Origin of the sequence: Hydrogenophaga sp. A37, assembly GCF_002001205.1 — a bacterium.
In the GTDB taxonomy this organism is placed as follows: Bacteria; Pseudomonadota; Gammaproteobacteria; order Burkholderiales; family Burkholderiaceae_C; genus Hydrogenophaga.
Genome location: NZ_MUNZ01000106.1, coordinates 52087 through 64786 on the forward strand (window position 1 = coordinate 52087; position 12700 = coordinate 64786).

Sequence of the window (12700 nt, forward strand, 5' to 3'; positions counted from 1 at the left end):
ACCCCCATGCCCAACAGCCCTCAACGCATCGCCCTGGACCTGCAACGCGCCTTGCAGGATCTGAAACAAGAGCGCGAGCGAACCCAGGTGCTGATGGCCGAGATTGACCGGCAGAACCACGATCTGGACCGCCTGCGCGGCTCGGTGCACCGCGAATCCAACAGCCGTCTGCTGGCCGAAGAGGCCCTGGACGAGACGCGCGACCGGCTGCAACTCGCGGTGGACGCGGCCGGCCTGGCGCTGTGGGACTGGCAACTGCCCTCGCCTCAGGTCTTTCTGACCGCGCGCTGGGGCGAGATGCTCGGCGACATCGCCATGGACGCCTACTGGGACACTCACGGCCTGCTCGACCGGGTCCACCCCGACGACCGCACCCGGGTGGATGCCGCGGCCCGCAGCTTGTTGAAGGGGCCGCATCAGCGCGCGGTGTCGCAATACCGGGTACGCACCGCCGACGGCTGGCTCTGGATCGAGAGCCACGCCATGGTGGCCGAACACGATCCCAAGGGACGCTCGATTCGCCTGATGGGCACGCACGCCGACATCAGCGAACGCAAGCGCGTGGAGGCCGAAGGCGAGCGCGCACGCGATCTGGCCGAGCAGGCCAGCCGAGCCAAGAGCGAGTTCCTCGCCAACATCAGCCACGAGGTGCGCACGCCGCTCAACGCGCTGATGGGCCTGACGCGGCTGCTGATGGATTCGCCTCTGAACCCGGAGCAAAAGAGCTGGCTCGACCTGATGGACAGCTCGGCCCACGCGCTGCTGGCGCTGCTCAACGACGTGCTGGACCTCTCGCGCATCGAGGCGGGCAAGCTCAGCATCGAGCACCTACCCTTCAACCTGCGCGACACACTGGACGAAGTGAGTGCCCTCTACGCCCAACAAGCCCGTGCCAAGCCGCTGGACTGGACGCTTCAGATCGAACCCGGCCTGCCGCCGCAGATGCTCGGCGACCCCGGTCGGCTGCGCCAGGTGCTGGGCAACCTGCTGTCGAACGCGCTGAAGTTCACGCCACGGGGCGGACGCATCCGGGTCTCGGCCCAGACGCTCACGGCCCAAGGCAGCGGTGCGCGTCTGCTGCAACTGAAGGTGCAGGACAGCGGCGTGGGCATTTCACCCAAGCAACAAACCACCATTTTTGACGCCTTCACTCAGGCCGACGCGTCCACCGCGCGCCGTTTCGGCGGCAGCGGGCTGGGCCTGGCCATCTGCTCACGCCTGATCCAGCTCATGGGCGGCGGCATCGAGCTGCAAAGCGAGTTCGGTCAGGGCAGCACTTTCACCGTGACGCTGCCGCTGGGCGAGCCCGCCGTGGTGGACGCGGGCCCGATGAGCGGGCCGGTGGAGCTGAACGAATTGGCACAGGCCGGCCAGCGCTTCGCCGGGCTGTGCGTGCTGGTGGCCGAGGACCATCCGGTCAACGAGCTGCTGATGAACCAGCTGCTGCAGCGCCTGGGCTGCAGCGTGCGCAACGCGCGCGACGGCGAGCAGGCGGTTCAGCAATGGGCGCAGGGCGGCGTGGACCTCGTGCTGATGGACGTGCAGATGCCCGGCAGCAACGGACTCGAAGCCACCCGGCGCATCCGCGAGCTGGAAACCCGGAAGGGCCTGCCACACACGCCCATCGTGGCGGTGACGGCCAACGCCATGAACGGTGACCGCGAGGCCTGCCTGGCCGCCGGCGTGGACGGCTACACGCCCAAGCCGGTGAGCCCGCAGGCGCTGATGCGCGCGATGGAGGCGGCCTTGCAGCGTGCCGCAGGCCGGCCCGTGCGCAGCACCCTGGCCGATGCGGCACCGGAAGCCGGCCAGCGCAGCCCGGCAGCGGCCGGCGCCCTCGATGTGAACACGCTGCGCCGCCGGCTCGACGGCGATGAGGTCACGCTGCGCCAGCTGGCACAGGCCATGCGCAGCGATCTGGCCGAACGATTGCAACACTTGCAGCTCGCCCTGCAATCCAAGGACACCGACCTGGCGGTGGCCCACACGCACGGCCTCAAGGGCTCGCTTGGCGCCATGACGGCCGAGCGCGGCGCCCGCCTCTCGAAAGGGCTGGAGCTGGCCGCACGCTCACACGACTGGCACCTGTTTGAAAGGGCGCTGCCACTGATGCAGGCCGAGGCGCAGCTGATCGATACCGCGCTGGCCGTGCTGCTCAGCGCCCGGCCAACCGCCTAAACACCTTCCAGAACGCCGCGTCCTGCGTGGTCGCGAAATTGATGCGCATCAGCGTGCTGGGCGCGCGCGCGGCATGGAACAACGCGCCGGGCGCGATCAGGTAACCCTCGTCCAGCAACCGCTGCGCCAGCGCCTCGGTGTCCACGCCCGTGTCGACCCAGCCAAACAGACCCGAAGGTTCGGCCACAAAACGGCAACCTGCGGCCTGGGCGAGCTTCACACTGCGGGTGCGGGCGGCGTCCAGCCGGGTCCGGATGCGTTCGGCATGGCGGCGCAGCTGCCCGCTTTCAATGCACAGCGCCATGGCGCGCTCCAGCAGGCTGGGCGTGGTGAGCGTGGCCAAGAGCTTGGTGTCGAGCAGGCGCTCGGTCAGATCGGGCGGCGCCACCAGAAACCCCACCCGCCAGTTCGGCGCCAAGATCTTGGCGAAACCGCTCACGTAGATGCTGCGCTGCAGCCCGTCGAGCACGCTCATGCGCGTGGCGTGTTCGGGCGCGATGTGGCTGTAGGTGTCGTCTTCGACGATGTGGAAATCGTGTCGCTGCGCCAGCTGCAACACGCGATGCGCGCTGGCCGGCGAGAGGCAGTGACCCGTGGGGTTGTGCAACACGCTCACGCTCACAAACAGCTTGGGCGCGTGCACCTCGCAGTAGCGCGCCATCACCGCCAGGTCCGGCCCGAGCGGGCCTCGCGGCACCGGCAGGATGCGCATGCCCATGGCGTCGAGCCGGGCGAACTCCACCGCCCAGCCAGGCTCTTCGACCATCACACAGTCACCCGGCTTGAGCAAGGTGCGGCTGACGATGTCCAGCGCGTGCGTGGCGCCCACGGTGGTGATGATCTGCGAGGCCTCGGCCGGCAAGCCCATGCCCTGCAGGCGCGAAGCCAGCACGCGGCGCAGGTGGCCGTCGCCCTGCGGCTCACCGTAGCGCAGCGAACTGTCGGCCAGCGCCTTGCTGCCGCTGACTTTGCGCACCGCGGCTGCCATGAAGGTGGACGCCAGCCATTCGGGCGGGAACACGCCCATGCCCGGCTGCGGCTTTCCGCCCGTGGTGTGGAACATGCCGCGAATCAGCATCGCGGCGCTGATGGGTGCGGCCATGCCCGGGGTGACGGCTGGCGCGGTGGACACCGACACGGTCTCGCCCCGGAGCGGCGCACGCTCGCGCACAAAGAAGCCCCGGTTGCGTCGCGCCTCCACCATGCCCTGCGCCAGCAACAGATCGTAGGCGGCCACCACGGTGGACGGGTTCAGCCCGTGCTGCGCGGCACACTGGCGCACGCTCGGCAGGCGCGCGCCGGGCGCGAGCAGGCGGTCGCGGATGCGGGCAGCAAAGCGCTCGGCCAGTTGCTCGGTCAGGCTCTGCGCGGCGGTGCGCGTGAGCGCCGGCTGGGCCAACGTGGCGTCGCCTGAAGGGAACACAGCGGTCTGCAGCATGGCGGTGTATGGCTCAAAGAGACCACACAGATGTGGCTTCTGAACCGATCATCTGTATGGCTTGTGTATGGAAATGAAAGGATAAAGTGTTCCCCATGAAGCGACAAGCCCCCATGGAAACCGCATGACCGCCAGCGAATTCAGCGCCCTGCTGGTGCTGGCCACGGCCACCAGCTTCACGCCCGGGCCCAACACCACCTTGTCCACCGCGCTCGCGGCCAACTTCGGCCTGCGGCATTCGCTGCGCTTCGTCTGCGCGGTGCCGGTGGGCTGGGGACTGTTGCTGGCGCTGTGTGCCGGCGGCCTGGGCACGCTGATCGTGGCGCAGCCGGCCTTGCGCTGGGCCATCCTGGTGGGTGGCTGCGCCTACCTGCTGTGGATGGCGTGGAAGCTCTGGGGCAGCCGCTCGCTCAGCCAGGTCAAGTCCGAGCGGCTGCAGGTCACCTTCCTGCAGGGCGTGGGTCTGCAGTTCCTCAACATCAAGGCCTGGATGCTGGCGCTGTCCATCGTGGCCGGCTGGATCGCCGGGCGCTCGGATGCGCTGGAGCGCTTCGTGCACGTGCTGCCGCTGATGCTGGCCTTCGCGTTGTTCAGCAACCTGCTCTACGCCGCCGTCGGCTCCCTGCTGCGCCACTGGCTGGCCGGGCCGGTGGTGGACGGCGTGGCCACGGGCGCTCGCCTACTGGCTTTCAACCGCGTCATGGCCTGCGCACTGGTGCTCACCGCCGCGTGGATGCTGGCGAGCGGTCTGGGTGCGCCCGTCACGGCCACGGGGACCGCGCCATGAACCACAGCACCGCGTTGCCCGCCCTGCCTAGCCCTCGCGAACAGACCCTGGGTCTGTGGCTCGGCCTGATCGGTGTGGTCGTGTTCGCGCTCACCCTGCCCATGACGCGGCTAGCCACCGGCACGGCCGACGCGCCCCAGCTTTCGCCCTGGTTCGTCACCTGGGCACGCGCCGCGCTGGCCGGCGGCCTGTCCGCCATCTACCTGCTGGCGACACGCTCACCGCTGCCAGCGCCAGGCCTGCGAAAACCGCTTGCGCTCTCGCTGCTGGGCAATGCCATCGGCTTCCCGCTGCTGCTGGGCTGGGCGCTGCGCCACGTGACGGCCAGCCACGCCGCCGTGATCACTGCCCTGCTCCCGCTGGCGACCGCGGCCGCCGCGGCCTGGCTGCTGCACCAGCGAGCGCGCCTGGGCTTCTGGCTGTTCGCTGGGCTCGGTAGTTTGCTGGTGGCGGCCTACAGCGTGCTGCGCGCGCACCAGCTCGGCCATGGCTTCGGTCTGGCCTGGGCCGATCTGCTGCTGGTGGGCGCGGTGATCGCGGCCGCGCTCGGCTACGTGGCGGGCGCCAAGGTCACGCCGGTGCTCGGCGCCGAGCGCGTGATCAGCTGGGTGTGCGTGATGGCGCTGCCGCTCACGGTGCCGGGTGCGCTGCTCACCTGGCCTGAGCAGCCGGTGAACACCTCGGCCTGGCTCGCGCTGATCTACGTGGGTGTGTTCTCCATGTGGGCCGGCTTCTTCGCCTGGTTTCGCGGCCTGGCGCTGGGCGGCACGCTGCGGGTGAGCCAGCTGCAGCTGTTGCAACCTTTCGTCAGCATCCTGGCCGCTGTGCCGCTGCTGGGCGAATCGCTGGACCCGATGACACTGGGTTTTGCCGTGGCCGTGGTCGCCACGGTCTTCATGGGGCGCCGCATGGCCGCACCGAGAACGGACACCATGAAAGCCCAGAATATCCCCCGGAGCCCCCCATGAAGATGCAGCACATTCCCTTTGGCGTGACCCACTGGTCAACGATCACCGCAGAGCCCCACGCCGGCCTGCAAGGCCAGGCCCTCTGGCGCACCCAGACGTTCGACGACATCCGCGTTCGAATGGTTGAATACTCGCCTGGCTATGTGGCCGACCACTGGTGTGAAAAGGGCCATGTGCTGCTGTGCCTGGAAGGCGAACTCGTCACCGAGCTCGCCGACGGACGAAGCTTTGTCCTGACCCCCGGCATGAGCTACCAGGTCGCCGATCACGCCGAAGCCCACCGATCCACCTCGCCCCACGGGGCCAAACTGTTCATCGTCGACTGAGAGAGTGAGCGTTTCGCTCAAGCCCTGAACCCGTTTTGCATTCAAAGAGAGAACCACCATGCCCTGGACCCTGGCCCAACGCGCCCACAAGATGAACCCGTCGGTGATCCGCGAGATCCTGAAGGTGACCGAGAAGCCCGGCATCATCAGCTTCGCTGGCGGCCTGCCGTCGCCCAAGACCTTCCCGGTCGACGCGTTTGCTGCGGCATGCGAAACGGTGCTGCGCACCGACGGCAGTGCCGCGCTGCAGTACGCGGCCAGCGAAGGCCTGCCGGCGTTGCGCGAATGGATCGCCGAGCAACTGCCCTGGGACGTGAGCCCCGACCAGGTGCTGATCACCACGGGCAGCCAGCAAGGCCTGGATCTCGTGGCCAAGGTGCTGATCGACGAGGGCAGCACGGTGCTGGTGGAGACGCCCACCTACCTCGGCGCGCTGCAGGCCTTCACGCCCATGGAACCGGTCATCGTGAGCGTGGAGAGCGACGACGAAGGCATCGACGTGGACGATCTGGTGAAGAAGGCGCCCGGCGCGCGGTTCCTCTACGTGCTGCCCAACTTCCAGAACCCCACCGGCCGCAGCATGAGCGAGGCGCGCCGCGCCGCGCTGGTGGAGCGCGCAGCGGCCATCGGCCTGCCGCTGGTGGAAGACAACCCGTATGGCGACCTGTGGTTCGACCAGCCGCCGCCGAAGCCGCTGACCGCGCGTTACCCGGACGGCTGCATCTACCTGGGCTCGTTCTCCAAGGTGCTCGCGCCCGGCCTGCGGCTGGGCTACGTGGTCGCACCCCCAGCCATCATGCCCAAGCTGCTGCAGGCCAAGCAGGCGGCCGACCTGCACAGCCCGAGCTTCAACCAGCGCATGGTGTCCGAGGTGCTGAAAGACGGTTTCATTCACCGCCACGTGCCCACCATCCGCGCGCTGTACAAAACCCAGTGCCACGCGATGCTGGACGCGCTCTCGAAAGAAATGGCCGGGCTGGATGTGCAATGGAACACCCCCGACGGCGGCATGTTCCTCTGGGTGCGCCTGCCCGAGGGCATGAACGCCGTGGAGCTGCTGCCCAAAGCGGTGGACAAGGGCGTGGCCTTCGTGCCAGGCGCTGCGTTCTACGCCGATCACGCCGACCCGCGCACGCTGCGCTTGTCGTTCGTGACGGCCAGCGTGGAGCAGATCCACATCGGCATCGCTGCGCTGGCACAGGCGATCCGCGAAGCGGCGAAAGGCTGATGGCCATGCTGCGCCTCTGGGGCCGCATCAGCTCGATCAACGTGCGCAAGGTGATGCTGTGCGCGCAGGTGCTCGGGTTGAAGATTGAACGCGTCGATGCGGGATTGAGCTTCGGCATCGTGAACACACCCGACTACCGCGGCAAGAACCCCAACGGTTTGGTGCCGCTGCTGGAAGACGGCGACTTCATCCTCTGGGAATCGAACGTGATCGTGCGATACCTCTGTTGTCGCGAAAGCTCGCCCCTGTACCCGCAGGACCTGCAACAGCGCTTCAACGCCGAACGCTGGATGGACTGGCAACAGACCGAGTTGAACCCGGCGGGCAGCCCCGCCTTCAAGCAATGGATCCGAACACCGGCCGAGCAGCGCAATCCTCAGGTGATCGCCGCCTCGGTGGCGGCGACCGAGCCGAAGTTCCAGCAACTCGACGAGCACCTTTCGCGGCAGGCCTTCATGGCCGGCGACACGCTGAGCATGGCCGACATCCCCATCGCCTGCGAGGTGCACCGCTGGTGGGGCCTGCCGCAGCCGCGCCCGGCCTGGCCGCACCTGGAACGCTGGTACGCGCAGTGGCTGGCCCACCCGGCCAGCCGCGGCGTGCTGGACCTGCCTTTGTCCTGAACCTGGAGACATCCCATGCAGCAACGCCCTTTCAAACAGGTCGACGTGTTCACCGCCACGCCCTACCGCGGCAACCCGCTCGCGGTGGTGCTCGATGGCAGCGGCCTGTCCACCGAAGCCATGCAGCACTTCACGAACTGGACCAACCTGTCGGAGTGCTCCTTCCTGCTGCCGCCCAGCGACGAAGGCCGTGCTGCAGGCGCCGACTACCGCGTGCGCATCTTCTGCCCCGGCCGCGAGCTGCCGTTTGCCGGCCACCCCACGCTGGGCAGCTGCCACGCCTGGCTCGAAACCGGCGGTGTGCCGCAGGCTGAACACGTGGTGCAGGAATGTGGGGTGGGCTTGGTGCGCTTGCGTCGCGATGGCCAGCGCCTGGCTTTTGCAGCGCCGCCGCTGATCAAAAGCGGCCCATTGCCCGAAGACGACGTGACGCTGATCGCGCATGGCCTGGGCGTGGCGCGCAGCGACATCACGGCCCACGCGTGGTGCGACAACGGGCCCAACTGGCGCGGCGTGATGCTGCGCAGCGCCGAGCAGGTGCTGGCCCTCAAGCCCGACGGCACGGTGCTGGCCGGGCTGGACATCGGCGTGGTGGGCCCGCGCGGCAAAGTCGGTGTGGTCGGAGCATGCGAGGAACACGACACCCAGTTCGAAGTGCGTGCCTTCTTCCCCGGCAACAACGGCCTGTGTGAAGACTCCGTCACCGGCAGCCTGAACGCCGCGCTCGCGCAGTGGCTGATCGGTGCGGGCCTCGCGCCCGAGCGCTACGTGGCCGCGCAGGGCACGGCACTGGCGCGCGAAGGCCGCGTGTTCATCGAAACCGACGCCGGCGGCACCATCTGGGTTGGCGGCCAGTCCGTCACCTGCATTCACGGCCACGTCACCCTGTGACCACCCCGCACAGCGCGCAGATCGACCACATCGTGGTGGCCGCGCGCACGCTGGACGAAGGCGCGGCCTGGTGCGAGGCCACGCTGGGCGTGGTGCCCGGGCCGGGTGGCGAACACGCCTTGTTCGGCACGCACAACAGGCTGCTGCGGCTGAGCTGCGCACAGGCCCCGAGCGCTTACCTGGAAATCATCGCGATCCATCCGCAGGCCACGCCCACGCGCGCTGCCGGACTGCGGCGCTGGTTTGATCTGGACGACCCGGTGCTGCAAGCACGGCTGGCGCAACACGGGCCGCAATTGGTGCACTGGGTGGCGAGCGTGCCCGACATCAACGCGGCGACCGCCGGTTGGCGTGACCTCGGTATCGAACGCGGCCCGGTGATCCCCGCGTCGCGCCCGACGCCGACGGGCCTGCTGCAGTGGCGCATCTCCGTGCGCGACGACGGCCAGCGCCTGTTCGACGGCGTGCTGCCCACGCTGATCCAGTGGGGCCACTCATCGGGCAACCAGCACCCCGCCGACGTCATGCCCGCGAGCGGGCTCACGCTGCAAAGCCTCACGCTCAGCCACCCCGAAGCACCCCGGCTGCAAGCAGCGATGGACAACATCGGCCTGGCCGCCATGGCGGTGACGCCTGGCCCCGCTGCGCTCACCGCCTTGCTCGACACACCCCAAGGCCCATTCATGCTGAGCTCGGCCTCCTGATCACCCGGAACTTTTCATGCCCCTCCAGCTGCCCCACCTGCACGACATCGAAGCCGCCGCCCAGGTGGTCTACCAATCCTTCCAGGCCACGCCGCAGTACCGCTGGGGCACGCTGTCGCAGCGCCTGGGCGCGGACTGCTGGGTGAAACACGAGAACCACACCCCGGTCGGCGCGTTCAAGATCCGCGGCGGGCTGACCTACTTCGAGCAGCTCAAGCAGCACGGCGAGCTGCCGAGCGAAGTGATGAGCGCCACGCGCGGCAACCACGGCCAGAGCATCGGCTGGGCGGCGCGCGCGCACGGGGTGGCCTGCAGCATCGTGGTGCCGCAGGGCAACTCACTGGAGAAAAATGCCGCCATGCGCGCGCTCGGCGTGAACCTGATCGAACACGGCAGCGACTTCCAGTCAGCCCGCGAACACGCGATCCGCCTGGCCGCCGAGCGCGGCGCGCACATGGTGCCGAGCTATCACAAGGACCTGCTGCGCGGCGTGAGCACCTACTGGTGGGAATTCTTTCAGGCCGTGCCCCATCTCGACGTGGTCTACGTGCCCATTGGCCAGGGTTCGGGCGCGTGTTCGGCCATCGCCGCCAAGCTGGCGTTGGGGCACACGGCGCGCATCGTCGGCGTGGTCAGCGCCCACGCCACCACCTACGCGGACTCCATCGTGGCGGGCCGCGTGGTCGAAGCCCCCGTGACCACCGAGCTGGCCGACGGCATGGCCTGCCGTGTGGCCGACGCGGCAGCGCTGGCGGTGCTGATACCGCACCTGGATCACGTGGTGAAAGTCACCGACGATGAAGTGGCGCGAGCCATGCGCACGCTGTTCGCCGACACCCACAACGTGGCCGAAGGCGCCGGTGCCGCGAGCTTCGCGGCCGCGTGGCAGGAACGTGAAAGCCTCAAAGGAAAGGTCGTCGGCACCACGCTGTGCGGCGGCAATGTGGACAGCGCGACGTTCGCCAAGGTGCTGGCCAACACCAACTGAAAACGGGGTCATCCGGCGAGAGGGTCTTGACCCGGGATGCGGTGGAACCGGCTTCGCCGGGCCACTCGCATCGCCCCCTTGGGGGGTGACCCGCCCTCAGGCGGGGCGCGGGGGGTTTACCAGTCTCGCCACCACCTCACAGAACGCCTCCACGGCGTCCGTCTTGAACACCACCTCGATCACGCCCGCAGCCTGCGCTTCGGCCTGCAGCTCGTCGCTGATGTAGCCGGAGGCCACGGCCACCGGCAGGCGGGGGTTGATCAGCAGCACCTCGCGCGCGACGTCGATGCCCGACATGCCGGGCATGTTGTAGTCGGTGATGAGCAGGTGAAAACCATCGGGCTGAGCACGCACGGCATCGATCGCTTCCTGCTGATCGGTGAGGGCCGTGACCTTGTAGCCACGCCGCTCAAGCAAACGCCGAACGAGAAACACCAGGGTGTCGTCATCGTCGAGGTACAGGATGTGGCGGGGGGTGTTGCTCAGGTCGTCGGGCATGACAGATTGCTCCGCTGAATGATCGGGGGGCGGCTGGTTGTCGCCACTTGTAAAGGCAGTCATTGTGCCGTCTTCGGCCTGCGCAACGCCAGCGCAGAGCAACAACGAGGGCGCCGGTTGCTCGGCGGTCGCGGGAAAGTAGAGCGTGAAGGTCGTGCCCGCGCCAGGGTTGCTGTCCACCACGATGGCGCCGCCGTGCGCCTCCACAATGCCGAGCACCACCGGCAAGCCCAGCCCGGTGCCTTGGCCCACCACCTTGGTGGTGAAGAAAGGTTCAAACATGCGAGCACGTGTGGACTCGTCCATGCCACAGCCGTCGTCGCTCACGCTGATGCGCACCGCGCCCAGCCCACTGTCGCGACAGGCCTGTGCCACGGCCGAGGGCAAAGCCGGGTCGTCTGGCGCCACGTCGGCGGCCTGAAACTCAATGCGACCGGGCCGCCCCAGCAGCGCGTGCACCGCGTTGGTCCCCAGGTTGAGCAGCACCTGCCCAAGCTGGGTGGGATCGGCGAGGATCGCGTGGTGCCTCGGTGGCACCTGCTGCACCAGTTGCACATGGGGCGCGATCACGGAACGCAGCAAGCTGCAGGTCTCGGCCACGATGGCACCGGGCCGCACCGGCGTGCGCGCCAGCGGTTGCTGGCGGCTGAAGGCCAGGATCTGGCGCACCAGCTCGCGGCCGCGCCTCGCCGCGTTGCTGATTTCGTGCAGGCTTTCGCGCGCGGGCGCTCCAGGCGAGATGTCTTGCCGGGCGAGGTCGGCGTTGCCCAGAATGGCGGCCAGAATGTTGTTGAAATCGTGCGCCACGCCGCCAGCCAGGGTGCCCAGGGCCTCCATCTTCTGCGACTGGGCGAGCTGGGTTTCCAGCAGGTGCTGCTGCTGCTGGGCCTGCTTGAGCGAGGTGATGTCCACGAAGGTGAAGACCACATGCCTCAGGCCGCCGATGGCGTCGTTCTCGGGGTAGGCGCTGCCCACCGCCCAGCGCACCGCACCCCCTCTGCCCCTCTGAAAGCCGCCCATCAGGTCCGTGACCGGCTGCCCTGTGGCCAGCACCCGCTCAAACGGCACCTCGTGGCGCGGCATGCGCGTGCCGTCCTCGCGCATGACACGCCACTCGGTCAAGGGCGGGACCCCAGCCCGTCCGCTGTCATCGATCGGCCAACCGAAGAAGCGCCGCGCCGCGTTGTTGGCCGACACGATGCTCCTGTCCGGCCGGAACACGACCACGCCCGCGCCCAGGTTGGTGACGAGCGCTCGAGAGTCGGCCTCGCGTTCGGCGATGGCCTTGCGTGCCCGCTCCGCGTCCTGTCGCAGACGCAGCGACACCAGGGCGCTGAAGATCAGCGTCCGCAGGAACTTGGTCAACAGAAACGCCAGCATGAAGCCGGCAGAGACCTGGTCCAGCGATTGCCGGCGATACACCATCCAGGCCACCGCCAGCAGCAGCAGGAGACCCTCGGCCAGTGTCACGAGGGTCAGCTCATGGAATTCCCGGGTCGTGTTTTGGGCCTTCAGACCCACCAGATCGCGCAGCACCAGCGCCACGAGCACCAGGCCCGCGACCGCGTAGATGATTTGAGGAGGTCCACTGCCGTCGCTGTGGAGCGCGACCCCCACTTGCAGGGCGGCGTGCACCCCAAACACCGTGCCCAACGTGCGCCAGGGCATGGGCACGCGCAGGTAGCTGCGCAGACCCAGCCAGGCGCAGCCATGGGCGCCGAACAACATCACCGCCGACGCGGCGGCCACCAGAGGACCGGCCCCGCCGGAACGCGACATCAAAGCCACCGACCCCAGGATGCTGATCAACCCGCCCAGCGACCACCAGCCTGGCCCGCCGATGGCCGGGTAGCGGCGCATCAGCGTCCAGAAAGCGCCCGCGATGAGCACGTCGACGCCCAGACGCACCAACAACAGGGTGGGCAGGTCAGGCAGCATGAGCCAGCGCGATGAGGGGCATGCCGAGCATTGAAGCACGCAGAAGGCCCAGCCATAGCCCGGATAACGTGGCCCAAAGACCGCCTTTTCGGTGCCCGGGGACATCTGTGCGACAGGCTGGAGCGAAGCAGTC

At 68.5% G+C, this 12700-nt stretch carries 11 protein-coding genes; 9 read left to right on the top strand and 2 right to left on the bottom strand.

The window, feature by feature from the left end:
• Window positions 1-6: 6 nt before the first annotated feature.
• Window positions 7-2178: an ATP-binding protein gene (locus B0E41_RS13005; protein ID WP_077331574.1), complete on the top strand. Its 2172-nt coding sequence runs from the start codon at window positions 7-9 to the stop codon at window positions 2176-2178.
• Here the strand turns inward: B0E41_RS13005 and B0E41_RS13010 are convergent.
• Complete coding sequence (locus B0E41_RS13010) at window positions 2156-3616, bottom strand: PLP-dependent aminotransferase family protein (RefSeq protein ID WP_077331575.1); 1461 nt, start codon at window positions 3614-3616, stop codon at window positions 2156-2158. The two genes, B0E41_RS13005 and B0E41_RS13010, sit on opposite strands and share 23 nt — an antisense overlap.
• A 124-nt stretch (window positions 3617-3740) precedes the next feature.
• Between B0E41_RS13010 and B0E41_RS13015 the strand changes: the two genes are divergently transcribed.
• Genes B0E41_RS13015 through B0E41_RS13050 form a run of 8 tightly spaced genes read left to right on the top strand, consistent with a single transcriptional unit; the run spans window position 3741 to window position 10131 of the window.
• Window positions 3741-4403, top strand: a complete 663-nt coding sequence (locus B0E41_RS13015) for a LysE family transporter (protein WP_077331576.1) — start codon at window positions 3741-3743, stop codon at window positions 4401-4403.
• Window positions 4400-5371, top strand: coding sequence for a DMT family transporter (locus tag B0E41_RS13020; RefSeq protein ID WP_077331577.1), 972 nt, complete (start codon window positions 4400-4402; stop codon window positions 5369-5371). The genes B0E41_RS13015 and B0E41_RS13020 overlap by 4 nt, the downstream gene beginning before the upstream one ends.
• Window positions 5368-5697 carry a DHCW motif cupin fold protein gene (locus B0E41_RS13025; RefSeq protein WP_077331578.1) on the top strand — a complete coding sequence of 110 codons (330 nt, stop codon included), beginning with the start codon at window positions 5368-5370 and terminating at the stop codon, window positions 5695-5697. The genes B0E41_RS13020 and B0E41_RS13025 overlap by 4 nt, the downstream gene beginning before the upstream one ends.
• Before the next feature lie 58 nt (window positions 5698-5755).
• Window positions 5756-6925 (top strand): PLP-dependent aminotransferase family protein, encoded by a 1170-nt coding sequence (locus B0E41_RS13030; RefSeq protein ID WP_077331579.1) that lies wholly within the window; start codon window positions 5756-5758, stop codon window positions 6923-6925.
• A 5-nt stretch (window positions 6926-6930) separates the two neighbouring features.
• The gene (locus tag B0E41_RS13035) at window positions 6931-7548 is read left to right on the top strand and encodes a glutathione S-transferase (RefSeq protein WP_077331611.1); all 618 of its coding nucleotides are present in this window, start codon (window positions 6931-6933) and stop codon (window positions 7546-7548) included.
• A gap of 15 nt (window positions 7549-7563) precedes the next feature.
• Complete coding sequence (locus tag B0E41_RS13040) at window positions 7564-8439, top strand: PhzF family phenazine biosynthesis protein (protein ID WP_077331580.1); 876 nt, start codon at window positions 7564-7566, stop codon at window positions 8437-8439.
• A complete protein-coding gene (locus B0E41_RS13045; RefSeq protein WP_077331581.1) occupies window positions 8436-9143 on the top strand; it encodes a VOC family protein in 708 nt (235 codons plus the stop codon). The genes B0E41_RS13040 and B0E41_RS13045 overlap by 4 nt, the downstream gene beginning before the upstream one ends.
• Window positions 9144-9159: 16 nt before the next feature.
• Complete coding sequence (locus B0E41_RS13050) at window positions 9160-10131, top strand: threonine dehydratase (RefSeq protein WP_077331582.1); 972 nt, start codon at window positions 9160-9162, stop codon at window positions 10129-10131.
• 96 nt (window positions 10132-10227) lie between these two features.
• Here the strand turns inward: B0E41_RS13050 and B0E41_RS13055 are convergent, their stop codons facing one another.
• Window positions 10228-12567: an ATP-binding protein gene (locus B0E41_RS13055; protein WP_171984755.1), complete on the bottom strand. Its 2340-nt coding sequence runs from the start codon at window positions 12565-12567 to the stop codon at window positions 10228-10230.
• Window positions 12568-12700: the final 133 nt, after the last annotated feature.